General features: G+C 69.7%; 23 protein-coding genes. 13 read left to right on the top strand and 10 right to left on the bottom strand.

What is annotated here, in order from left to right:
• Positions 1 to 19 precede the first annotated feature (19 nt).
• From RS86_RS15660 to tkt, 3 genes are read right to left on the bottom strand one after another with little or no spacing between them, the layout of a single operon-like run.
• Positions 20 to 1,639, bottom strand: a complete 1,620-nt coding sequence (locus RS86_RS15660; RefSeq protein WP_045273176.1) for a glucose-6-phosphate isomerase — start codon at positions 1,637 to 1,639, stop codon at positions 20 to 22.
• Positions 1,636 to 2,748: a transaldolase gene (gene tal / locus RS86_RS15655; protein WP_045273175.1), complete on the bottom strand. Its 1,113-nt coding sequence runs from the start codon at positions 2,746 to 2,748 to the stop codon at positions 1,636 to 1,638. Before tal ends, RS86_RS15660 begins: the two co-directional genes overlap by 4 nt.
• Before the next feature lie 21 nt (positions 2,749 to 2,769).
• Positions 2,770 to 4,872, bottom strand: coding sequence for a transketolase (gene tkt, locus RS86_RS15650; protein WP_045273174.1), 2,103 nt, complete (start codon positions 4,870 to 4,872; stop codon positions 2,770 to 2,772).
• A gap of 235 nt (positions 4,873 to 5,107) precedes the next feature.
• Between tkt and RS86_RS15645 the strand changes: the two genes are divergently transcribed.
• Positions 5,108 to 6,040, top strand: a complete 933-nt coding sequence (locus tag RS86_RS15645) for a heme o synthase (protein WP_045273173.1) — start codon at positions 5,108 to 5,110, stop codon at positions 6,038 to 6,040.
• Here the strand turns inward: RS86_RS15645 and RS86_RS19960 are convergent.
• Positions 5,986 to 6,462 carry a hypothetical protein gene (locus RS86_RS19960; RefSeq protein WP_052680311.1) on the bottom strand — a complete coding sequence of 159 codons (477 nt, stop codon included), beginning with the start codon at positions 6,460 to 6,462 and terminating at the stop codon, positions 5,986 to 5,988. The genes RS86_RS15645 and RS86_RS19960 overlap by 55 nt on opposite strands.
• Before the next feature lie 283 nt (positions 6,463 to 6,745).
• On the opposite strand from RS86_RS19960, the gene RS86_RS15635 reads away from it, so the two are divergent.
• Complete coding sequence (locus tag RS86_RS15635; RefSeq protein WP_045273172.1) at positions 6,746 to 7,717, top strand: helix-turn-helix transcriptional regulator; 972 nt, start codon at positions 6,746 to 6,748, stop codon at positions 7,715 to 7,717.
• Positions 7,718 to 7,726: 9 nt separating this feature from the next.
• Here RS86_RS15635 and RS86_RS15630 read toward each other — a convergent pair whose 3' ends face one another.
• Complete coding sequence (locus RS86_RS15630) at positions 7,727 to 8,740, bottom strand: COX15/CtaA family protein (protein WP_052680310.1); 1,014 nt, start codon at positions 8,738 to 8,740, stop codon at positions 7,727 to 7,729.
• A gap of 250 nt (positions 8,741 to 8,990) precedes the next feature.
• Here RS86_RS15630 and sufB point away from each other — a divergent pair, with 250 nt between their 5' ends.
• The 7 genes from sufB to RS86_RS15595 all read left to right on the top strand — a co-directional run bounded on the left by sufB (position 8,991) and on the right by RS86_RS15595 (position 15,786).
• Entirely contained in the window at positions 8,991 to 10,409 is a 1,419-nt protein-coding gene (gene sufB, locus RS86_RS15625; RefSeq protein ID WP_045273171.1) for a Fe-S cluster assembly protein SufB, read from the top strand.
• 1 nt (position 10,410) lies between these two features.
• A complete protein-coding gene (sufD, locus tag RS86_RS15620; RefSeq protein WP_045273170.1) occupies positions 10,411 to 11,613 on the top strand; it encodes a Fe-S cluster assembly protein SufD in 1,203 nt (400 codons plus the stop codon).
• Positions 11,610 to 11,945, top strand: a complete 336-nt coding sequence (locus RS86_RS15615; protein ID WP_045273169.1) for a non-heme iron oxygenase ferredoxin subunit — start codon at positions 11,610 to 11,612, stop codon at positions 11,943 to 11,945. The genes sufD and RS86_RS15615 overlap by 4 nt, the downstream gene beginning before the upstream one ends.
• Positions 11,946 to 11,991: 46 nt before the next feature.
• Positions 11,992 to 12,762: a Fe-S cluster assembly ATPase SufC gene (gene sufC, locus RS86_RS15610; protein ID WP_045273168.1), complete on the top strand. Its 771-nt coding sequence runs from the start codon at positions 11,992 to 11,994 to the stop codon at positions 12,760 to 12,762.
• 9 nt (positions 12,763 to 12,771) lie between these two features.
• Positions 12,772 to 13,101 carry a metal-sulfur cluster assembly factor gene (locus RS86_RS15605; protein WP_045252088.1) on the top strand — a complete coding sequence of 110 codons (330 nt, stop codon included), beginning with the start codon at positions 12,772 to 12,774 and terminating at the stop codon, positions 13,099 to 13,101.
• 76 nt (positions 13,102 to 13,177) lie between these two features.
• A complete protein-coding gene (locus RS86_RS15600; protein WP_235281796.1) occupies positions 13,178 to 14,350 on the top strand; it encodes a MalY/PatB family protein in 1,173 nt (390 codons plus the stop codon).
• Positions 14,347 to 15,786, top strand: a complete 1,440-nt coding sequence (locus tag RS86_RS15595) for an MFS transporter (protein ID WP_045273167.1) — start codon at positions 14,347 to 14,349, stop codon at positions 15,784 to 15,786. Before RS86_RS15600 ends, RS86_RS15595 begins: the two co-directional genes overlap by 4 nt.
• Here the strand turns inward: RS86_RS15595 and RS86_RS15590 are convergent.
• Positions 15,749 to 16,318 (bottom strand): TetR family transcriptional regulator, encoded by a 570-nt coding sequence (locus RS86_RS15590; RefSeq protein ID WP_045273166.1) that lies wholly within the window; start codon positions 16,316 to 16,318, stop codon positions 15,749 to 15,751. The two genes, RS86_RS15595 and RS86_RS15590, sit on opposite strands and share 38 nt — an antisense overlap.
• A 98-nt stretch (positions 16,319 to 16,416) precedes the next feature.
• Here RS86_RS15590 and RS86_RS15585 point away from each other — a divergent pair, with 98 nt between their 5' ends.
• From RS86_RS15585 to RS86_RS15570, 4 genes are all read left to right on the top strand, one after another.
• Positions 16,417 to 16,986, top strand: a complete 570-nt coding sequence (locus tag RS86_RS15585) for a biotin transporter BioY (RefSeq protein ID WP_045273165.1) — start codon at positions 16,417 to 16,419, stop codon at positions 16,984 to 16,986.
• Positions 16,976 to 17,656, top strand: coding sequence for an energy-coupling factor ABC transporter ATP-binding protein (locus RS86_RS15580; RefSeq protein WP_200892822.1), 681 nt, complete (start codon positions 16,976 to 16,978; stop codon positions 17,654 to 17,656). Before RS86_RS15585 ends, RS86_RS15580 begins: the two co-directional genes overlap by 11 nt.
• 10 nt (positions 17,657 to 17,666) lie before the next feature.
• Positions 17,667 to 18,269 carry an energy-coupling factor transporter transmembrane component T family protein gene (locus RS86_RS15575; protein WP_045273164.1) on the top strand — a complete coding sequence of 201 codons (603 nt, stop codon included), beginning with the start codon at positions 17,667 to 17,669 and terminating at the stop codon, positions 18,267 to 18,269.
• A 128-nt stretch (positions 18,270 to 18,397) separates the two neighbouring features.
• Positions 18,398 to 19,996: an ABC-F family ATP-binding cassette domain-containing protein gene (locus RS86_RS15570; RefSeq protein ID WP_045273163.1), complete on the top strand. Its 1,599-nt coding sequence runs from the start codon at positions 18,398 to 18,400 to the stop codon at positions 19,994 to 19,996.
• Between the two features lie 122 nt (positions 19,997 to 20,118).
• Here RS86_RS15570 and RS86_RS15565 read toward each other — a convergent pair whose 3' ends face one another.
• From RS86_RS15565 to RS86_RS15550, 4 genes are read right to left on the bottom strand one after another with little or no spacing between them, the layout of a single operon-like run.
• On the bottom strand, positions 20,119 to 20,946 hold the full coding sequence (locus RS86_RS15565; protein ID WP_045273162.1) for an SURF1 family protein: 828 nt from the start codon (positions 20,944 to 20,946) through the stop codon (positions 20,119 to 20,121).
• Entirely contained in the window at positions 20,943 to 21,167 is a 225-nt protein-coding gene (locus RS86_RS15560) for a hypothetical protein (protein WP_045273161.1), read from the bottom strand. Before RS86_RS15560 ends, RS86_RS15565 begins: the two co-directional genes overlap by 4 nt.
• Positions 21,164 to 21,520: a DUF3099 domain-containing protein gene (locus tag RS86_RS15555; RefSeq protein WP_045273160.1), complete on the bottom strand. Its 357-nt coding sequence runs from the start codon at positions 21,518 to 21,520 to the stop codon at positions 21,164 to 21,166. The genes RS86_RS15560 and RS86_RS15555 overlap by 4 nt, the downstream gene beginning before the upstream one ends.
• Positions 21,521 to 21,558: 38 nt before the next feature.
• Positions 21,559 to 22,152: a DUF4190 domain-containing protein gene (locus tag RS86_RS15550; RefSeq protein ID WP_052680309.1), complete on the bottom strand. Its 594-nt coding sequence runs from the start codon at positions 22,150 to 22,152 to the stop codon at positions 21,559 to 21,561.
• Positions 22,153 to 22,155 lie beyond the last annotated feature (3 nt).

Genomic DNA, 22,155 nt, shown 5'->3' with positions numbered 1-22,155 from the left:
GAGTGCTCTCTGGGGGTGCCTACTGCGCGGCCTCGAAGAGGTCCAGCACATCGTCCTGGGGTTCGGTGATCGTGAGGGTCACCACGGGCCGTCCGTGCGCGGCGAGCACGCCCGCGTCGCCCGCGGCCTGCGCCTCGATGAGCTGGCCGAACGTGAACGGCCGGTCGGGGATCTCGAGATCGAGATCCGTACGCTCCAGGATCTGCAGGAACACGCCCTGTGCCGGACCGCCCTTGTGATACTGACCCGTCGAGTGCAGGAACCGCGGTCCCCAGCCGAACGTCGTGGGCCGACCCGAATCGGCGGCGATCAGTTCCCGGAGACCCTGCAGCTGCGGCATCTCGAGACGGTTGACGTACGCCTGGATGGAGACGTAGCCGTCCGTCGGCAGCGTCTGCCACAGCGCGTCCAGGACGCCGGCGATCGTGCCGGAGGCGAGGAGGGAGGCGTCAGAGGCGCGGACCTCGACCCCGTCCTGCACGAAGGCGGCGGGCGCGGCCTCAGGGCGCGCATCCAGCAGCCCGCGGGCGGCGACCTTGGCCGACACCACGTCGGGCTGGTCGAACGGGTTGATCCCGAGCAGGTATCCCGCGATCGCGGTCGCATACTCCCACACGAGGAACTGCGCACCGAGCGTTCCGCTGACGAGGATCTCGCCGGGGTGGCGCTCGCGCAGGTGGAACTCGTCCGCCTCGTCGACGAGGCGCACCAGCTGCAGGTCCGCCGGGCGTGCCTCGACCTCGGGGGAGACGGGGAGCAGGACGACGGGAAGGATCCCGGAGCCCTCCTTGCCCGTGGACTCGGCGACGAGCTGCTCGATCCAGTCGGGCAGGCCCACGATGTGGGTGCCGTCCGTGATCAGCCCCAGCTTGTCGCGCCGGGGACCATCTGGGGTCTGCGCGCTGGCGGCGATCGCCGCACCGAGCAGCAGAGCCGGGTTCTCGGGGGAGTCGATCGCGACCTGGAGGAGTGTGGCCTCTGCCTCGTCGAGCAGCTCGGCGATGTCGACGCCGGCCAGTCCGGAGGGCACCAGGCCGAACGCGGTCAGCGCGGAGTACCGGCCGCCCACGTTCGGGTCGGCGTTGAACACCCGGTAGCCCGCGGCGCGCGCCGACTCGTCGAGCGGCGAGCCGGGGTCGGTGACCACGACGATGCGCTCGACGGGGTCGATCCCGACATCGCGGAACGCGGCCTCGAAGGTGCGTCGCTGCGAATCCGTCTCGACAGTGGATCCGGATTTGGAGGACACCACGAGCACGGCGTCGGCGAGACCGGCGTCGATCGCGGCGAGCACCTGGCCGGGAGAGGTCGAGTCGAGGATCGTGACGTCGATGCCCGCGGTCTGCGAGATGACCTCGGGGGCGAGGGAGGAGCCGCCCATCCCCGCCAGCACGACGCGGGTGACGCCCTTGCCCGCGAGTTCATCGCGCAACGCGACGATCTCGGGCACGAGCGGACGCGACACGGAGACGGCGTCCACCCAGCCCAGGCGGATGCTCGCCTCGGCCTCGGCGGCCTCGCCCCACACCGTCGGGTCACCGCCCGTGATCCGGGAGGCGATCAGTTCGCCGACCAGACGCGGGACGACCTCGTCGATCGCCGCTTTCGGCGCGCCCGAGGTGTGGATCTCGAAACTCACCGCTGGGCTTCCAGTCCTTCGCGGACCTGGGTGAGCAGGTCGTGCCAGGAGTCGATGAACTTCTCGACGCCCTCGTCTTCGAGCACCTGGGTCACGTCGGCGAAGTCGACCCCGACGGCCGCGAGGCCTGCGAACACCTCGCGGGACTCTTCGTACGCACCGGTGACGGTGTCGCCCGTGATGACGCCGTGGTCGAAGGTCGCCTCGAGCGTCTTCTCCGGCATCGTGTTGACCACGTTCGCCGCGACGAGCTCGGTCACGTAGAGCGTGTCCGGCAGGGCCGGGTCCTTGACGCCCGTGGACGCCCACAGCGGCCGCTGGCGGTTGGCGCCCGCGGCGAGCAGGGCGGCGGCGCGGTCTCCCGCGAAGGTCTGCTCGTACAGCTCGTATGCGAGTCGTGCGTTCGCGAGGCCGGCCTTGCTCTTCAGCGCGACGGCCTCGTCGGTGCCGATCGCCGCGAGGCGCTTGTCCGTCTCGGTGTCGACGCGCGACACGAAGAACGAGGCGACCGAGTGGATCGTGGACAGGTCGTGGCCGGCGGCCTTGGCCTGCTCGAGGCCCGTGAGGTAGGCGTCGATGACTTCGGCGTAGCGCTCGAGGCTGAAGATCAGCGTGACGTTGATGCTGATCCCCTCGGCGATCGCCGCAGTGATCGCCGGAAGACCGGCCTTCGTCGCGGGGATCTTGACGAGCAGGTTGGGGCGGTCGACCTTGGTCCACAGCTCCTTGGCCTGGACGGCCGTTCCGTCGGTGTCGTGGGCGAGGTCGGGGGAGACCTCGATCGAGACCCGGCCGTCGACGTGCCCGGTCTGCTCCCACACGGGGCGGAAGACGTCAAGCGCATCGCGCACGTCCTGGGTGGTCGCCTCGAAGATGGCCTCCTCGGCGCTCGCGCCGGACGCGGCGAGCTGCGCGACCTGGGCGTCGTATGAGGTGTCGTCGGGGTTGGTGATCGCGTTCGCGAAGATCGTCGGGTTCGTGGTCACGCCGACGACGTTGCGGGTGGCGATGAGTTCGGCGAGGTTGCCGGAGGTGATCCGGGTGCGGGACAGGTCGTCCAGCCAGATGGAGACTCCGGCGGCGGCGAGTGCTGCGGTGGGGGTGGTCATGCGTTCTCCTCGAATCCGTGCTTAGGCGGCCGCGTTCGCGGCGATGGTCTCGTGGGCCGCGGTGACGACGGCCTCCGCGGTGATGCCGAACTTCTGGAACAGCGTCTTGTAGTCGGCCGATGCACCGAAGTGGTCGATGCCGACCGAGCGTCCGGTCGAGCCGACGATGCCGTGCCAGCTCAGAGTCGATCCGGCCTCGACCGAGACGCGGGCCTTGACTCCGGACGGCAGCACCGACTCGCGGTAGGCCTCGTCCTGCTCGGCGAACCACTCGAGCGACGGCGCGGACACCACGCGGGCGTTGACGCCCTCGGAAGCCAGCGTCTCGCGGGCGGCGACCGCGAGCTGGACCTCGGAGCCGGTGCCGATGAGGATCACGTCGGGCGTGCCGCTCGGAGCCTCGGCCAGGATGTAGGCGCCCTTGACCGTGTTCGATGCGGCGGCGAACGTGTCGCCCGACGCTTCGCCCGTGCCGCGCGCGAAGTTCGGCACGTTCTGGCGGGTCAGCGCGATCCCGGTGGGTCCGCCGTGACGGCGCAGGATCTCCAGCCACGCGGCGGCGGTCTCGTTGCCGTCCGCGGGGCGGACGATCGCGAGGTTGGGGATCGCGCGCAGCGAGGCGAGCTGCTCGACGGGCTGGTGCGTGGGGCCGTCCTCGCCGAGCGCGACGGAGTCGTGCGTCCACACGAAGACGCTCGGCACGTTCATGAGGGCGGCGAGGCGCACCGCAGGGCGCATGTAGTCGCTGAAGATCAGGAAGGTGCCGCCGAACGGCCGGGTCGGGCCGTGCAGGACGATGCCGTTGAGGATCGAGCCCATCGCGTGCTCGCGGATGCCGAAGTGCAGCACGCGGCCGTACGGGCTGCCGTCCCAGTCGTGCGTGGACCAGGTCGCAGGGATGAAGGACTTCGCCCCCGCGATCGTGGTGTTGTTGGATCCGGCCAGGTCGGCCGATCCGCCCCACAGCTCGGGGAGCTCGGGGGCGAGGGCGTTGATGACCTTGCCGGAGGCCGCGCGGGTGGCGAGCTCCGTGCCGGCCTCGAACACCGGGAGCACGTCCTCGATGCCCTCGGGGAGCTCATGCGCCTCGAGGCGCTCGAGGAGAGCCTTGCGCTCCGGGTTGGCCGTCGCCCAGGCGTCGAAGCCCTGCTGCCACGCGGCACGGTTCTCGGCCGAGCGCGCGCCGAGCTCGCGGGTGTGCTCGATCACGGCGTCCTCGACGACGAAGGACTGCTCGGGGTCGAAGCCCAGGACGACCTTGGTCTCGGCGACCTCGTCCGCGCCGAGCGCGTTGCCGTGCACCGACTCGGTGCCCTTCTTGTTGGGCGCCGGCCAGCCGATGATCGTGTTCAGGATGATCAGGGACGGCTTGGAGGTCTCGGCCTTCGCCTGCTCGATCGCGTCGAACAGCTCCTTGACGTCCTCGACGTAGGTGCCGGTGCGCACCCAGTCGACGTGCTGCACCTGCCAGCCGTAGGACTCGTAGCGCTCGCGTACCCCTTCGGTGAAGGCCACGTTCGTGTCGCCCTCGATCGAGATCCGGTTCGAGTCGTAGATCGCGATGAGGTTGCCGAGCTGCTGGTGGCCCGCGAGCGAGGATGCCTCGCTCGTCACGCCCTCCTGCAGGTCTCCGTCGCCCGCGATCACGTAGACGTAGTGGTCGAAGGGGCTCGTGCCCGCGGCGGCGTCCGGGTCGAACAGGCCGCGCTCGTAGCGGGAGGCGTACGCGAAGCCGACCGCGGAGGCGAGGCCCTGGCCGAGGGGGCCCGTCGTGATCTCGACGCCCTTGGTGTGCCCGTACTCGGGGTGCCCCGGGGTGAGCGAACCCCACGTGCGGAGCGACTCCAGATCCGTCAGCTCGAGGCCGAAGCCGCCGAGGTAGAGCTGGACGTACTGCGTGAGGGAGGAGTGTCCCACGGAGAGGATGAAGCGGTCGCGACCGATCCAGTGGGTGTCCGCCGGATCGTGGCGCATGACGCGCTGGTAGAGCAGATAGGCCACCGGGGCCAGGCTCATGGCGGTTCCAGGATGGCCGTTTCCGACCTTCTGGACGGCATCCGCCGCCAGAATCCGGGCGGTGTCCACCGCGCGTCGATCGATCTCATCCCACAGCAGTTCCGACACTCCAGAGCCCTTTCCAAGACAGTGAGTGCGCCCGGCAGTTGCGCGCTACCGCTACTTCACGGAGGCGTGGCACGTTGACGGGCGCGCGAGTGATTTCAGCATAGTGCGGTCGCATGGCCGCGTGGCCGGTCGGGACGCTATGTTGCGCGCGGCCGTCTGCCGTGCTGTTCGGCGGGTCCGGAGGGGACGGGCCGGACTCCGCCGTGGCGTAGGATGAAAGCGTTCCCGTGTGCGCATGAAGGAGGCGGTCAGCATCGCGACCACCATCGAGTCCGTCGCCGCCGAGCGCTCTCTGAAGCGGACCGTCAAGGCCTATATCGAGCTGACCAAGCCGCGTGTGCTCGAGCTCCTGCTCGTCTCCACCGTGCCTGTGATGTTCCTCGCGCAGCACGGTCTGCCGAACCTCTGGCTGGTCGCCGCGACCGTGATCGGCGGCTCGATGAGCGCCGGATCCGCGGCGTCGTTCAACATGTACATCGACCGCGACATCGATGCGCACATGCACCGCACCGAGAAGCGTCCGCTCGTGACCGGCGAGGTGTCGCCTCGTGGCGCGCTGATCTTCTCCTGGGTGCTCGCGGCGCTCTCGACCGTCTGGCTGTGGCTGACCACGAACTGGGTCGCCGCCGTGCTGTCGGCCGCCGCGATCTTCTTCTACGTGGTGATCTACACGCTGATCCTGAAGCGCCGCACCGAGCAGAACATCATCTGGGGCGGCATCGCAGGATGCTTCCCTGTCCTGATCGGCTGGGCGGCCGTCACCGGCTCGCTGGACTGGCCGGCCTTCGTGCTGTTCGTTCTGGTGTTCCTCTGGACTCCTGCGCACTACTGGCCGCTGTCGATGAAGTACAAGGACGACTACGACGACGTCGACGTGCCCATGCTCGGCGTCACGCGGTCCGCATCGCAGGTCGGCCTGCAGGTCATCCTCTACGCGTGGGCGACGCTCGCGTGCTCGCTGCTGCTGATCCCGGTCGCCGGCATGGGCCTGGTCTACACGGTCTCCGCGCTGGTCTTCGGCGGATGGTTCGTGTACGAGTCGCACCGGCTGTACTCGCAGGCGGTGAAGGGCGCATCGGCCAAGCCGATGCGCGTCTTCCACGCCTCCATCACCTACTTGACGTTGATCTTCGTGGCCGTCGCGGTCGACCCGCTGCTTCCGTTCTGAGCCTCCTCGGTCGACGTCTCGTCGGCCTCGGCGGCGCCGCTGTTCTGCTGCTCCTGCGCGATCTCCTGCGTTGCGGCAGGCGCGTCGATGGCTCCTTCGGGATCGACATCCTGCTCGAGGTCGTCGAAGGCGAGGGGCGCGATCTCGACGGGCTTCGCGGTGGCGGCGCCGAGCAGCGAAGAGACGACCGCCAGAGCGAGCGTGAGCAGCACTCCGAGCGCTCCCGCGCCGAGCAGGGCGGCTCCGAGCACGATCCAGGACTGTCCGCCGTAGACCTCGAGCCCTGTCGCGCTACCGTCCTTGAGCGTGGCGGTCATGGTGCCGAGATGGTCGAGGACCGTGAGGAGGCCTGCGACGACGAGGGCGATCGAGGCGGCGAGGAGGATCCAGAACGGGATGCTTCGGTTCAGTACGCGTGTCATAGCCCCAGCCTCACGGGCGAACTCGTGCGTCCGATCTGCGTCGCCTATGAGGCAGGTATGCGTCGGCCGCCGCTCGGGAGATCCCGTCGAGCGCGACGCCTCGCTCGGTCCCACCGGGGGAGAGGTCCCGGCGCCCAGGCACCGGGACCGGCGTCCCCAGCACGCCGGGTGCGGATCCGTCCCTGATCCAGAACACCCTGCTAGCGTCCAGAACACATTCCAACCGACCTGATCAGGACGGCGCAAGGTCCGGTTCGTGCGCTGTCCGCAAGAGGACACGATCATGACCGACGACGAACTTCTGGATCTGCTGCTGCGCGAACGGCTCCTCGACGTGGACGCCGTCGTCGTTCGTTCCGGTCTCGGGCCGGATGCCGCGCACGCGAGTCTGGAGCGCCTCGCGGACGACGGCAGCCTGTCCCTGCGGGATGGGGTGATCCTGCTCAATCCGCCCGTGCATGCGGCCGCGATCGCGATCGAGCGGATGCTGCAATCGGAACGCGCGGAGGCGCAGGCGCGCAGCGCCCGGCTCACCGCGATCGTGGACGCGGTCGCGCGCCGCACTTCGTCGTGGAACTTCGGCGAGGCGGTGGCTCAGGACCGGCTCTCGTTGCAGAGCGCGCATGGACCGCATGCGGCAGAGGACCTGTGGTTCGCCGTGCAGGCCTCGCGCGTGGGCTCCGGCGGCAGGGTGCGTGCCGTGCTCACAGACCTCGACCGGTACCGTGCGAGCAGCCCGGAGCGCAGCAGGTCGTTCGCGCAGGCGATGTCCACGTACTCGTCGGTGCAGGCGATCATCCCCGCGATGCCGCTCGATGAGCAGCTGACGGCCATGGTTCGCGGCTTCGGGGACTCCGGGGTCGAGTTCCGCATGCTGGCGGATCCGCCGAGCTGGTTCTGGGTGGACGATCTCGACGTCACGGGCGTGCCGCTGGTGTGGGGGGACAAGGCGCCGCAGAGCGTGCTGGCCGTCGCGAGTCCGGTGATCGCCGGGATCGCAAAGGCCTACTTCGCCGAACTGTGGCAGCAGGCCAGTCCGGTCGAGAAGGATCCGGGAGGCTACGGTCAGCTGCTGCACCGGATGCGTCGCGGGATGACTCTGGACGCGGCGTCTCGCTCGCTCGGCATCACGCCGCGCACCGGACGGCGCAGGATCGCGGCCGCGATGGATCGTTACGGGGTCGCCACGCTGTTCGCGCTGGGTGCCGCCTGGGCGCAGGACGGCAGCCCTGGCGCCGAACGGTCGGGCGGCTGAGGGCGCGGTTCAGCCGCGGGCGGTCGCGGAGGCCGTGCCGGTGGCGCCGGCATCCTCGGCGCCGGCGGCCGAGGGCCGGCTCGCCGCAGGGCGCTTCAACTGCAGCACGAGGGCCGTGCATGCGGCGACGAGGATCGCGGCGAGGACCATGTGCACGCCCACGGCGAGCGGGGGCAGGGCGTTGCGCGCCTGATAGAGGCCGACGGCGATCTGCACCAGCTCGATCGCGAGCACCGCGATCACGGCATTGCGGATCGCGGTGAGCGAGTTCGCCAGTGCGATCACGAGCAGTGTGAGGGTGAGGGCGAACAGCGCGTAGGCGGGCCAGGAGTGCACGTGCTCGAGGATCGTCGCGTCGAAGCCGTTGCGCAGCGTCACCGCGGGGTCGCCGGAGTGCGGACCGGCGCCGGTGGTGAGCACGCCGAAGATCACGGTCAGCGCGAGGACGAAGGAGGTGATGTGCACCAGGATCGCGACGCCCTTGGGCACGGCGCGCTCTCGTGCGCCCCTGGGCTGCCCCATCCGCACCACGAAGGCGGCCGACACCGCGACGAGGACGAGCGAGACCAGGTAGTGGAAGGCGACCATGTTCGGGTGCAGCTGGAAGATCACCAGGATCCCGCCGACCACGGCCTGCACGAGAACGCCCGCGAAGATGATCCAGGACATGATCCACAGGTCGCGGCGCTCGGCTCTCATGCGCGACACGAGCACGATCACCGCGATCGCGGCGAGCCCCACGAAGAAGCTGAGTCCGCGGTTCCCGAACTCGATGAGCGAGTGGTAACTCTGCGCGGCGGTGGGGAACAGCGAGTCCGGCGTGCAGAGCGGCCACTCGCAGCCGAGGCCAGAATCGGTGAGGCGGACAGCGCCTCCGGTGCCGACGATGGCGATCTCGAGGATGAGTGACACCCATGCGGCGATCCGCACGCGGAGGTCCACGCGATCGGGAAGCCAATCCTGGACTCGGCTCAGGAATCCGGAGCGGCTGCGGGGGGCGGGCTGTGGTGCGATCTCGGGCATGGCTCCTCCGGAACCCTTCCGGCGGGCGCACTGCGGCCCGGATGTCGGAGGGAACCTGTAGAATCTCAGGTGTTGGCGATGGTTGCAGGAGCGCGGAACGCGCATGGCACTGCCATCGACAACACAGTTTAGGCGCGAATGCTTTGCGTCCATGATGAGGGCCCAGAAGCGGCACCCGTTCCCTGCAGACTCGACAGGATCGGCGGTGTGCCGGGGCGGATGAACCGTTACGGCCCAAGAGGAGAGTGTGATGTCGGATGTGCTGATCGACCGCCCGGAGCTTGATGGTCTGGGGGTGTACGAGTTCGGCTGGCACGACACGGATGCCGCCGGCGCGACCGCACGACGCGGTCTGTCCGAAGACGTGGTGCGGGGCATCTCGGCGCTCAAGAGCGAACCGGAATGGATGCTGAAGACCCGTCTGAAGGGCCTGCAGCTCTTCGGCCGCAAGCCGATGCCGACCTGGGGCGCCGACCTCAGCGAGATCGACTTCGACAACATCAAGTACTTCGTGCGCTCCACCGAGAAGCAGGCGCAGAGCTGGGAAGACCTCCCCGCGGACATCCGCGAGACCTATGAACGTCTCGGCATCCCCGAGGCCGAGCGTCAGCGCCTGGTCGCCGGCGTCGCCGCGCAGTACGAGTCCGAGGTCGTCTACCACCAGATCCGCGAGGATCTGGAAGCGCAGGGCGTCATCTTCATGGACACCGACACCGCGCTGCGCGAGCACCCCGAGTTCTTCGAGGAGTACTTCGGCTCCGTGATCCCGGCCGGCGACAACAAGTTCGCCGCGCTGAACACCGCCGTGTGGTCCGGCGGATCCTTCGTCTACGTCCCCAAGGGCGTCCACGTGGAGATCCCGCTGCAGGCTTACTTCCGGATCAACACCGAGAACATGGGCCAGTTCGAGCGCACGCTGATCATCGCGGACGAGGACAGCTACGTCCACTACATCGAGGGCTGCACCGCGCCGATCTACAAGAGCGATTCGCTGCACTCGGCCGTCGTCGAGATCATCGTGAAGAAGAACGCCCGCGTGCGCTACACGACGATCCAGAACTGGTCGAACAACGTCTACAACCTGGTCACCAAGCGCGCGGTCGCGCACGAGGGCGCGACCATGGAGTGGGTCGACGGCAACATCGGCTCCAAGGTGACGATGAAGTACCCGTCGATCTATCTGATGGGCGAGCACGCGAAGGGCGAGACCCTCTCCGTGGCTTTCGCCGGCCCCGGGCAGCACCAGGACGCGGGCGCGAAGATGATCCACATGGCGCCGTACACGCAGTCGTCGATCGTCTCGAAGTCGATCGCCCGCGGCGGCGGCCGCGCCGGCTACCGCGGCGAGGTCAGGGTGGACGCGAACGCGCACCACTCCGCCAACACCGTGCGCTGCGACGCGCTGCTCGTGGACACCAAGTCCCGCAGCGACACCTACCCCGCGATCGACATCCGCGTCGACGACGTGCAGCTCGGCCACGAGGCGACGGTCTCGAAGGTCAGCGAGGAGCAGCTCTTCTACCTGCAGTCCCGCGGCATGCCCGAGGACGAGGCGATGGCGATGATCGTGCGCGGCTTCATCGAGCCGATCGCACGCGAGCTGCCCATGGAGTACGCGATGGAACTGAACAAGCTCATCGAGATGGGCATGGAAGGATCGGTCGGCTGAGATGACGGCCCCCACTGCCGCGCCCGCGGAGGCGCAGGACACGCACGCCCACATCGACCCCGCGGCCCAGCTCGTGGCTGCGGAGAAGACCGTTCCGGTGCAGACCCGTTCGGAGCGGCCGCACTCGTACGACCCGGCCGACTTCGGCGCACCGACAGGCCGTGAGGTCAACTGGAAGCACACGCCCGTCGCGCAGCTCGCCGGCCTGATGGCCGACGAGCCCGGCGATGACTTCGCCGTGTCGATCGACCTCGACGACGTCGAGGCCTTCCTCGTCCCCGACGAGGTCGACGCGTACGGCGAGTTCTTCCGCCCGGAGGATCTGCCCAGCGCGCTGGCGTGGAAGCACGCCCGCCGCGGCCTGCACGTGCGCATCCCGCAGGACGACGAGATCGACGCGCCGATCGTGCTCCGCATCGACGGCACGGACGCGGGCAAGCGCGCGTTCGGCCAGATCCTCATCGAGGCGATGCCGAACTCCCGTGCCACGGTCGTGCTCGACCACCACGGTGCCGCCCAGTACGCGCAGAATGTCGAGGTCATCGCCCGCGACGGGTCGCGCCTCACCGTGGTCACCGTGCAGCGCTGGGCCGATGACGCGGTCCACGCGTCATCGCACCAGGCCCGCGTCGATCGCGACGCCTCGCTCACACACTTCGTCGTGAGCTTCGGCGGCGGTGTCGTGCGCGTGAACCCGAACGTCGAGCTCGCGGGCGCCGGATCCGAGGCGCGTCTGTACGGACTGTCCTACGCGGATGCGGGCCAGCACCTGGAGAGCCAGGTGTACTTGCACCACAAGGGCCCGCACACGGTCGGCGACGTCCTGTACAAGGGCGCGCTGCAGGGCCAGAACGCGCACAGCGTGTGGATCGGCGACGTGCTGATCGGCCCGGACGCCACCGGCACCGACTCGTACGAGGCGAACCGCAACCTGGTGCTCACCGAGGGTGCACGCGCCGACTCGATCCCGAACCTCGAGATCGAGACCGGCGACATCCTCGGCGCGGGTCACGCGAGTGCCACTGGACGTTTCGACGACGAGCAGCTCTTCTACCTGCAGGCGCGGGGGATCACCGAGGAGGAGGCTCGCCGCCTCGTCGTGCTCGGCTTCCTCAGCGACATCGTGCAGCGTCTCGGCGTGCCCTCCCTCGAGAAGGAGCTGCTCGCCGCGATCGAGCTCGAGCTGCAGGCGGTGAACGCGTGACCGCTCAGCGGGCCTGCGCCGTGAGCGACCTGCAGGAGGACACTCCGCTGCGCGTCGAGCTCGACGGCGTGCCGATCGCGGTCGTGCTCGACTCCGAGGGCGAGATCCACGCGATCGGCGACACCTGCACGCACGGCGACATCTCGCTGTCGGAAGGGTTCGTCGAGGGCACGACGCTGGAGTGCTGGGCGCACGGCTCGGCGTTCTCGCTGTGCTCGGGCAAGCCCCTGAACCTCCCGGCCTACGAGCCGGTCCCGGTGTACGTCACGGAGATCGTCGGAGACGACCTCATGATCGACCCCACCGTCACGAAGGACGTCAGCGGCCTCTGAGCCCGACGCCCGCACACGAAGCTTCACGAATACGAAGGAACCATCCATGACTGTCCTGGAGATCAAGGACCTGCACGTCACCGTCGAGACCGAGGCTGGCACCACGCCGATCCTCAACGGCATCACCCTCACCATGCGCACGGGGGAGACCCACGCGATCATGGGCCCGAACGGGTCCGGCAAGTCGACGCTCGCCTACACGATCGCCGGCCACCCGAAGTACACCGTCACGGGCGGATCGATCACTCTCGACGGCGAGGACGTCCTCGCGATGAGCGTCGACGAGCGGGCTCGCGCCGGCCTGTTCCTCGCGATGCAGTACCCGGTCGAGATCCCCGGCGTCACCGTCACCAACTTCCTGCGCACCGCGAAGACCGCGCTGGACGGCGAGGCGCCCTCGATCCGTCAGTGGACCAAGGACGTGAAGGCCTCCATGGCGAACCTGCGCATGGACCCGAAGTTCGCGCAGCGCAACGTCAATGAGGGCTTCTCGGGCGGCGAGAAGAAGCGTCACGAGATCCTGCAGCTCGAGGTGCTCAAGCCGAAGATCGCCGTGCTCGACGAGACCGACTCCGGCCTCGACGTCGACGCGCTGAAGATCGTCTCCGAGGGCGTCAACCGCGCCAAGGAGCACACGAACCTCGGCGTGCTGCTGATCACGCACTACACGCGCATCCTGCGCTACATCCGTCCCGACTACGTGCACGTGGTCGTCGCGGGCAAGATCGTGGAAGAGGGCGGCGCGGAGCTCGCCGACCGTCTCGAGGACGAGGGCTACGACCGCTTCCTCGACCCCGCTGCTCCCATCGAAGCGTAGGCTGAAGGCATGACGGCAACGCTGACCGGAGAGAAGTACGACGAGGTCACCGAGGCGCTCAAGGACGTGGTGGACCCGGAACTCGGGATCAACGTCGTCGACCTCGGCCTCATCTACGACCTCTCCTGGGACGAGGAGAACGACGCCCTCGTCATCCACATGACGCTCACGAGCGCCGGGTGCCCGCTGACCGACGTGCTCGAGGAGCAGACCGGCCAGGCGCTGGACGATGTCGTCGACCGCTTCCGCATCAACTGGGTGTGGATGCCGCCGTGGGGTCCCGAGCGGATCACCGACGACGGTCGCGACCAGATGCGCGCGCTCGGCTTCGCGATCTGACACGTACGACCGAAGGGTCTGACGCCGTATGACGGCGTCGGGCCCTTCGTCGTCTGCGCCTCGATAGGCTCGAACGGTGACCATCGCCGCCCGCACCGCAGCCCTCGAGGCGCTGCCGCTCGATCAGCTCCGCCGTCGTACCAGCACCAAATGGCGCTCGTATCCGGAGGACGTGCTGCCGCTGTTCGTGGCGGAGATGGACTTCCCGCTGGCGGATGCGATCACCGCGCGCCTGCACGAGGCGGTCGAGCTCGGCGACACCGGGTACACCCCGCCGGACCCCGGGCTGCGGGACGCTTTCGTCGTCTTCGCTCAGCGCCGGTTCGGCTGGAGCGTGCAGCCCGCCCGCGTCCGGTCCACCTGCGACGTGATGATGGGCGTGGTCGAGATCCTTCGTGCGGTCCTCACACCGGGAGATCGCGTGATCGTGGCGCCGCCGGTGTACCCGCCCTTCTTCGACTGCGTCGAGGAGGCCGGAGGCGTGGTGGAGCGGGTGCCGCTCCTCGACGTCGACGGGTCCTGGGTCCTCGATCTCGAGGGCATTGAGCGAGCACTCGAGGGCGGTGCGCGCGCCGTGCTGCTGTGCAACCCGCACAACCCGACCGGCACGGTGCACAGCCGCGCGGTGCTCGCGCGGCTCGCCGAGCTCGCGGCCGCGCACGGGGCTGTGGTCGTGAGCGACGAGATCCATGCGCCGCTCGTGCAGCCCGGCGTCGACTACACGCCGTTCCTGGCGGCGTCGCCGCTCGCGGAGGAGGTCGGCTACACAGTCACGAGCGCGAGCAAGGCGTACAACCTCGCCGGGCTCAAATGCGCGGTCATGGTGACGGCGAGCGAGCAGACCGCCGCCGTGGTGCGCGCGCTGCCGCCGGAGGTGGAATGGCGCACGGGGCTCTTCGGCGCTTTGGCGGCCGTGGCCGCGTGGGATCCCGCAAGCGACTCCTGGCTGGACGCTCTTCTCGTCGCGCTCGATGAGAACAGGCGCCTTCTCGGCCGCTTGCTCGCCGAGCACATCCCGGAAGCGCGCTATCGCCTGCCCGATGCGGGCTATCTCGCCTGGGTCGACCTGCGCGACCTCGGCTGGGGCGACGACCCCGCAGGGCGCATCCTGCGCGAGGCCAGGGTGGCGCTCAACCGCGGCCCGACGTTCGGTGCAGAGGGCAACGGGCACGTGCGCATCAATCTCGGCTGTGCGCCGGAGGTGCTGACCGAGGCCGTGCTGCGGATCGCGGCGCTGGTGCAGCGGTGAGCGGCGGGTTGCCCGTCGCCACGATCTGGGACCGGCATCGCCTGGGCATCACCGTCGGATCCGTGGTCTTGATCTTCCTCGGTGCGATCGAGGCGCTGGCGGTGACCACGGTCATGCCCCTGGTCGCGGCGGACCTGCACGGCGAGGCGCTGTACGCGGTTGCCTTCGCCGGAACACTGGCCACGGGCGTGATCGGCATGGTCGTCGCCGGGGCGTGGAGCGACCGCTCGGGTCCGAGAGCGCCGCTCTACACCGCAGTCGTGCTGTTCATCGCCGGTCTGCTGATCGCGGGCGTCGCGACGGACATGTACGTCGTGATCCTCGGCCGGCTCATCCAGGGGCTCGGCGCGGGCGGCCAGACCGTCGCGCTCTACGTCGTCGTCGCCCGCGTGTACCCGCCGCAGCTGCACGGCCGGATCTTCGCCGCCTTCGCCGCGGCCTGGGTGGTGCCCTCGATGATCGGCCCATTCCTCGCGGGTGCGGTCGCGCAGTACCTGCACTGGCGGTGGACCTTCCTCGGGGTCGCCGTGCTGACGGTGATCGCGTTCATCCTCGTCATCGTGCGGCTGCGCGCCGTGGATCTGAACGCGCACCCCGACGCCTCCCCGGATCAGCAGGCCGCCGCACCGGACGGCGGCCGGATCGGTCTGCGGATCATCCTCGCCGTCGTCGTGGCGATCGCCGCCGTCGCCGTCGGGTTCGCGGCGGACGCCGCTCCGGCGATCGGCTGGCCGCTCGCCCTCGTCTCGATCGTCGTCATCGCGTTCGCCATCAAGCCGCTGCTGCCGGCGGGATCGCTGCGCGCGGCGCCGCGGCTCCCGAGCGTCGTGCTGATGCGCGGCCTCGTCGCTGGTGCATTCTTCGCCGCCGAGGCCTACGTGCCGAAGATGCTCATGGAGCGCTTCGACTTCAGCCCGACGATCGCCGGCCTCGCTCTCACCGCGGCGGCCCTCGCCTGGTCGGGCGCCTCCGCGGTGCAGGGCCGGTACGGCGAGCAACTGGGGAGCCGCCGGATGGTCGTGATCAGCGCGGCGCTCCTCCTCATCGCCTTCCTCGGCCTCGCCGTGGTCGCGTCGACTCATGCACTGCCCTGGGCCGTCGTCGTGCTGTGGGGGATCGCGGGCGGCGCGATGGGCCTGCTCTACCCGCGTCTCACGGTGCTCACCCTCGCGTACTCGACCCCGGCCGACGAGGGGTTCAACTCCTCGGCGCTCTCGATCTCGGATGCGACCGGTTCGGCGGTCACGATCGCGGTCGCGGGGCTGCTGTTCGTGAGCCTTCCGTTCACCGGGTCGGGCTTCCCCGTCGTTTTCGCGTTGGCGGCGGCGGTCCTGCTGGTCGCGTCGATCCCCGGGCTGCGGATCGGCGACGGCCCTGGCGCGATCGACGCGGATGCCGTCAGCGCAGCATCGGTGTCAGACCCGCGCCGCGGCTGAGCAGCGCGATCCCCGCCGCGAACACGGCCGCGTCCTCACCGTCGGCCGGGTCGACGGCGGAGTCCGCCGCGCCGTGACTCTCGCCGTGCATGCGCTGCTGCACGAGCGTGGTGTGGCCGAGGATGAACTGCAGCACCGCCGTGGCCGCGAGGCCGGCGTCGGGGAGCGCGGTCGGCAATGCCGCGCGGAGGGCGTCCTCCGCGCGGGACCGGCCGGGGCGGAGGGCGGCGGAGCTCAGCACGACCTCGGCGCCGTCTCGGTAAGAGAGCAGGGCGTCTCGCACCGCATGCGCCGCGACGAGGAGGTCCGCGCCCGGCTCCGCAGCGGGGATGCGCGCGAGGATGCGGTCCGACACGGCCGCCAGCAGGTCCTGCTTGCTGTCGAAGTGCCAGTACAGGGCGCTGGGCTGCACCTCCAACTCCGTCGCCAGGCGCCGCATGGTGAGGTCGGGCAGGCCGTAGCGGTCGAGCAGGTCGAGCGCGATACCGACGATGTGTTCGCGATCGTGGCGTCCGGTGCGTGCGGGGGTCATGGGCATGAGTATACTGAACGCCGTTCAGGTGAACACTGTTCAGGAGACGAGTGGCCATACCCGAGCCGCCGCTCCGTCCCAGATCCGAAGGGGATCCCATGACCTCGACCTCCCGCCCGTGGGGCGCAGACGCCGCCCGCATCGCCGTGTTCGCGGCGCTCATCATCGCTCTGGGGCTGGTGATCGTCCCCCTGCCCGGGGGAGTGCCCATCACGGCGCAGACCCTCGGCGTGATGCTCGCAGGACTCATCCTCGGTCCGCGTCTCGCGCCGCTCTCCGTGCTGGTCGTGCTCGCCCTCGCGGCGGTAGGGCTCCCCGTGCTTGCCGGCGGACGCGGCGGGCTGGGTGTCTTCGTCGGTCCGAGCGCGGGCTACCTTCTGGGGTGGGTCGCGGGCGTCGTCGTGATCGGCCTGATCCTGGGGTCCCGGGGCGTCACCTGGTGGCGCGCGGGTCTCGCCGCGGTGCTCGGCGGCATCGGGGTCGTGTACCTGTTCGGGATCCCCGTGCAGGCGCTGGTCACCGGGGTGCCGCTCGGCCCGACGGCCCTGTCGAGTCTCATGTTCCTCCCGGGCGACCTCCTCAAGGCGGCCCTCGCCACGGTGCTGTGCGGCGCGCTGCAGCGCGCCTACCCGCGGGCGTTCCGGCAGACGGCCGCGCGTGTCGCCTGACATCGAGCTGCGCGCCGTCTCGCTGCGCGTCGACGAGCGCACCATCCTCGACGACGTGTCTCTGCGGCTGACAGCGCGCCGGACAGCTGTGATCGGCGCGAACGGATCCGGGAAGTCGAGTCTGGCCCGGCTGCTGAACGGGCTGCACGTCGCGACGGCGGGCACGGTGAGCGTCGGCGGACTCGATCCGGCGCGGGACGTGCGTGAGATCCGACGCAGGGTCGGTTTCGTGTTCGCGGATCCGGAGGCCCAGATCCTGATGCCGACGCCCGCCGAGGATCTGGCGCTGTCGTTGCGCGGCGTCCCCGCCGACGAGCGCGCGGTGCGGGTGGACGAAGCCCTGGCGCTGTGCGGCCTCGGCGCCTTCCGGGACGCTCCCGCGTCGGAGCTCTCCGGAGGCCAGAAGCAGTTGCTCGCGCTGGCCTCCGTGCTCATCGGCCGCCCGCGGCTCGTGGTGGCCGACGAGCCGACCACGCGCCTCGATCTGCGCAACAGCCGCCGCATCGGGGATGCGCTGCTGGACGAGCTCGACGTGCCGCTCGTGCTGGTGACGCACGACCTCGACCTCGCCCGGCGCTGCGACGACGCCGTGCTCGTCGAGGAGGGACGTGTCCTCGCCCAGGGCGCTCCGGACGACGTGATCGCGGCGTACCTGCAGGCCTGCGCGTGAGGATCCGCGGATGATCTCGCTCTACCGACCCGGATCCGGGTTCCTGCACCGGGCGCCCGCCGGAGTGAAGCTCGCGCTGCTGGCCGCGATCGCGCTCGGGCTCTCGTTCGTGCCTGCGACGCCTGGCGCCGTCCTGCCGATCATCGGGGCGGTCCTGATGGTCAGCGTGCTGTTCCTGCTCGCGGGGTTCGACGTGCGCGCGCTCGGGCAGGCGTGGTGGCGGCTGCGCTGGCTCATCCTCCTCCTCGGCGTCGCGCTGGTGATCTTCGTGAGCGTGCCGGCGGCGATCGTGAACACGGGCCGGGTCGTCGTCCTCCTACTGCTCGCGGAACTCGTCACCCGGTCCACCTCGATGAGCGCGCTCATGGCGACGATCGGGAGGATGCTGCGCCCACTGCAGCCGCTCGGCGTGGATACGGATGCCGTCGCGCTGATCCTGTCGCTGACCATCACGATGGTGCCGGTCGTGGGCGGCTTCGTGAACGCTGTGCGAGAGGCCCAGGAGGCGCGGGGCGTGCGCCTGGGGCCGCGCATGGCGGTGCCGCTTCTGGTCCGCACGCTGCAGCACGCGGACGCCGTGGGGGAGGCCCTCGCCGCGCGCGGGCTGGGCTGACGCCGTCGAGAGCGACGCGGTCGACGCGGTCGTCCGCCTGGACGCGCAGATCCGGTTCAGTCGTGCGTCCTATACTGGGAGGCTGGCCATCCGGCCGCTCACCCCCTTCTGAAGAACGGACGTCCGCTGTGCTCGCCGTGCACGACCTCGAGATCCGCGTGGGAGCGCGCCTCCTCATGGAGAACGTGTCCTTCCGCGTCGCCGACGGCGACAAGATCGGCCTCGTCGGCCGCAACGGCGCCGGCAAGACCACGCTGACCAAGGTGCTGGCGGGGGATCTGATCTCCGCCAACGGCAAGGTCGATCGCAGCGGGGAGCTCGGCTACCTGCCGCAGGACCCGCGCACCGGCGACCCCGAGATGCTGGCCCGCACCCGGATCCTGGACGCCCGCGGACTCGGATCCCTGACCCTGCGGATCCGTGAGGCGTCCGAGCTCATGGGCTCCGACGATCCTGCGGTCGCGGAGAAGGCCATGCGCCAGTTCGGCAACCTCACTGAGCGCTTCGAGGCGATGGGCGGATACGCCGCGGAGGCGGAGGCGGCGTCGATCGCCCACAACCTGTCGCTGCCGGACCGCATCCTCGACCAGCAGCTCAAGACGCTCTCCGGCGGACAGCGCCGTCGCATCGAGCTCGCGCGCATCCTCTTCTCCGACGCCGAGACGATGATCCTCGACGAGCCCACGAACCACCTCGACGCGGACAGCGTCGTGTGGCTGCGCGAGTTCCTCAAGGGGTACAGGGGCGGGCTGATCGTGATCAGCCACGACGTGGAGCTCGTCGGTGAGACCGTGAACCGGGTGTTCTACCTGGACGCGAACCGCCAGATGATCGACATCTACAACATGAACTGGAAGAACTACCTCCGCCAGCGCGTGGCCGACGAGGAGCGCCGCAAGAAGGAGCGCGCCAACGCCGAGAAGAAGGCGACGTCGCTGCAGCAGCAGGCCGCCCGCTTCGGCGCGAAGGCCAGCAAGGCCGCCGCCGCGCACCAGATGGTGGCGCGCGCGGAGAAGCTGCTCTCGGGTCTCGAGGAGGTGCGCCAGGTCGACCGCGTCGCCAAGCTGCGCTTCCCGAAGCCCGCGCCCTGCGGCAAGACGCCACTCATGGCGTCGGGCCTGTCGAAGTCGTACGGCTCGCTGGAGATCTTCACCGACGTCGACCTCGCGATCGACCGCGGTTCCAAGGTCGTGGTGCTGGGCCTGAACGGTGCCGGCAAGACCACGCTGCTGCGGATCCTGGCGGGTGTCGATCAGCCCGACACGGGACAGCTCGAGCCGGGTCACGGCCTCAAGGTCGGCTACTACGCGCAGGAGCACGAGAACCTGGACGTGAAGCGCTCTGTGCTGGAGAACATGATGTCCTCCGCGCCCGATCTCAACGAGACCGAGGCGCGCAAGGTCCTCGGATCCTTCCTGTTCACGGGGGAGGACGTGCACAAGCCCGCCGGGGTGCTCTCCGGCGGCGAGAAGACGCGTCTCTCGCTCGCGACGCTCGTCGTCTCGGCGGCGAACATGCTGCTGCTCGACGAGCCCACGAACAACCTCGACCCCGCGTCGCGCGAGGAGATCCTCGGCGCGCTCGCGCACTACGAGGGCGCGGTCGTCCTCGTCTCGCACGATCCCGGCGCGGTGGAGTCGCTCAACCCGGAGCGCGTGCTGATCCTGCCCGACGGCGTCGAGGACATCTGGTCCAAGGACTACCAGGACCTCATCGAGCTCGCCTGACCCGCGCCGAGCTCGTTCCGGCCTTCTTATCCGCGAGACTCCATCTCCGCGACGAGACTGCATGCGAATGCCGCAGTCTCGTCGCCCAGATGGAGTCTCGCGGTATGTGCGGGGCGGGGAGGTCAGTGCTGGACGGCGTCCAGCAGGGCATCCTCGTCGTCCATGTCGCGGTCGCGACGGCGACGGGGCTCGCGCGGTGGGCGTCCCGCCGCTTCGTCGCGGTGCTTGATGATCTCGGTGCGGATCACGTACCCGATGAAGATGAAGCCCATGATCGCGAACAGGATCCACTGGATCGCGTAGGACAGGAACGGCCCTGGATCGTCGGAGGGGGCTTCGAACGCGTGCGGACGCGTGGCAGGAGCCGGGGACTCGCTCACGAGCTCGCCATAGGCCCCGGTGTCGACGGCGGCCCCGCCGCCGATCTTGTCCGCCACCAGCGCGAGGTTGATGCTGGGCACCTGGCCCTCCGGGGCACCGCGGCCGGACGGCGGCAGCGGCTCCGCCGGGCGCAGCCTCGCGATGACGGTGGCCTCGCCCGTGGGAGGCGCCGGGACCGAGGTGGGCACATCGGATCCGTCTCCGGCGATGACCCAGCCGCGGTTGACGATGAAGACGCGCCCATCGTCCGTGCGGAACGGTACGAGCACCTCGAAGGCGCTGGTGCCGCCGTGCGGACGGTTGCGCACCAGCAGCTGTCCGGAGGGTTCGTACTGCCCCTTCAGCGACACGGGGTGCCACTGTGACTTCTCCGCGAGCGACCCACCGGGGGAGAGCAGCTGACCGAGCGGGACGGGCTTCGCGTCGTAGTTCTGCTGCACCAGTTCGAGCTGGGTCTGGCGGCCGTCGTTGCGGGAGAACTGCCAGTTCGAGAGATAGGCGCACACGACTGCGAACACGATCGCGACGGCGAGGTAGGCGCTCCATCGGAGCAGGCGCTGACGCATCATTCGGGTTCGCCCTCGCCTTCGCCCACGGCGTCGTCGATGCGGGCCGGGAACTCCCGGGCGCGCAGGTAGTCGTACAGGAAGCGCAGGTGCTCGTCGCACGCGAGCCAGATCTTCTCCCGCTCTGGACCGTGGATGCGCGGATTGCGCCACACGATGCGGTGCGTCGCCGCAGAGCGGCAGCCTGCACGTGAGCACTTCAAGGCGGGTTCGCGAGCGATCACGAGCGCGGCTCGGCGGGGTGCGCGGCGGTCTCGGAGATCGTGATCACCGGCGGATCGCTCGGCGCAGGCGGGGGCGCATCATCGGCCGCCTCTATCTGGATGCGGGGCGACTCGACGCTGGTCGGGACGGAGTCGTCTCCGGCGTTCGCGAAGACGACCGCGATGTACGGAAGGACCGCGGCGGCGATGCCGAACGCCCAGGTCCACCAGCCCATCGGCTGGACGACGAACATCAGGATGAAGCAGACCATGCGGATCGACATCGTGATGACGTAATGGCGCACACGGTCCCTCGCCTCGTCGCGCGGTGCGCGCGGCAGGGAGGTCACAGCGGCGTCTGGAGTCCTTCTCACGATGACTCCAGCCTACGCCGCCGTGACCTCACGGGCGCTCAGTAGCCGTAGCTGTTGCTCACCGAGACGGCGTAGATGATCGCGAAGATCAGGAAGGCGCCGATGATGACGCCGAGGGCGATTCCGACGTAACCGGTGATGAGGCCGGTGAGCGCGAGCGGCTTGCCGCCGAGCGTCGAATCGTTCTTGATCTTCTTGAGCGAGATGTGTCCCATGATGACCGCCGCCAGGCCGAGGGCCAGCGGCAGGATGAGGTACACCCAGCAGAACAGCACGCTCGCGATGCCGCAGATCATCGAGGCGATCGCGAGACCGTTCGACTTCAGCGGTGCGGCGTACGGCTGGCCGTAGGGCTGCGCGTACGCCGGCGCCGGATAGCCGGGGGCGGTCGGAGCGGCGCCCGGATAGGCCGGTGCGGCGGGCTGCTGCGCGGCCGGGGCCGGGTAGCCGGGCTGCTGCGGGGCGGCCGGCTGCTGCGGCGCGGCAGCCGGATACGCGGGGGCCGGCGGAACCGGGGCCTGCGGCTCCGGCGCGGCGGACGGGTAGGCGGGCTGCTGCGGGGGCACAGGGGCGCCCGGATATGCGGGGGGCTGCTGCCCCTGGGGCGGGATACCGCCGTTGTCGTTGCTCATGAC

Origin of the sequence: Microbacterium azadirachtae, assembly GCF_000956505.1 — a bacterium.
GTDB lineage: Bacteria > Actinomycetota > Actinomycetes > Actinomycetales > Microbacteriaceae > Microbacterium > Microbacterium azadirachtae_A.
This window is presented reverse-complemented; position numbering and strand designations above follow the sequence as displayed.

Excerpts from the sequence above, each read along its gene's own strand:
- tal (WP_045273175.1), bottom strand. The coding sequence starts at position 2,748 with ATGACCACCCCCACCGCAGCACTCGCCGCCGCCGGAGTCTCCATCTGG.
- RS86_RS15645 (WP_045273173.1), top strand. The coding sequence starts at position 5,108 with ATGAAGGAGGCGGTCAGCATCGCGACCACCATCGAGTCCGTCGCCGCC.
- RS86_RS19960 (WP_052680311.1), bottom strand. The coding sequence starts at position 6,462 with ATGACACGCGTACTGAACCGAAGCATCCCGTTCTGGATCCTCCTCGCC.
- RS86_RS15635 (WP_045273172.1), top strand. The coding sequence starts at position 6,746 with ATGACCGACGACGAACTTCTGGATCTGCTGCTGCGCGAACGGCTCCTC.
- RS86_RS15630 (WP_052680310.1), bottom strand. The coding sequence starts at position 8,740 with ATGCCCGAGATCGCACCACAGCCCGCCCCCCGCAGCCGCTCCGGATTC.
- sufB (WP_045273171.1), top strand. The coding sequence starts at position 8,991 with ATGTCGGATGTGCTGATCGACCGCCCGGAGCTTGATGGTCTGGGGGTG.
- sufD (WP_045273170.1), top strand. The coding sequence starts at position 10,411 with ATGACGGCCCCCACTGCCGCGCCCGCGGAGGCGCAGGACACGCACGCC.
- sufC (WP_045273168.1), top strand. The coding sequence starts at position 11,992 with ATGACTGTCCTGGAGATCAAGGACCTGCACGTCACCGTCGAGACCGAG.
- RS86_RS15605 (WP_045252088.1), top strand. The coding sequence starts at position 12,772 with ATGACGGCAACGCTGACCGGAGAGAAGTACGACGAGGTCACCGAGGCG.
- RS86_RS15590 (WP_045273166.1), bottom strand. The coding sequence starts at position 16,318 with ATGACCCCCGCACGCACCGGACGCCACGATCGCGAACACATCGTCGGT.
- RS86_RS15585 (WP_045273165.1), top strand. The coding sequence starts at position 16,417 with ATGACCTCGACCTCCCGCCCGTGGGGCGCAGACGCCGCCCGCATCGCC.
- RS86_RS15575 (WP_045273164.1), top strand. The coding sequence starts at position 17,667 with ATGATCTCGCTCTACCGACCCGGATCCGGGTTCCTGCACCGGGCGCCC.
- RS86_RS15565 (WP_045273162.1), bottom strand. The coding sequence starts at position 20,946 with ATGATGCGTCAGCGCCTGCTCCGATGGAGCGCCTACCTCGCCGTCGCG.
- RS86_RS15550 (WP_052680309.1), bottom strand. The coding sequence starts at position 22,152 with ATGAGCAACGACAACGGCGGTATCCCGCCCCAGGGGCAGCAGCCCCCC.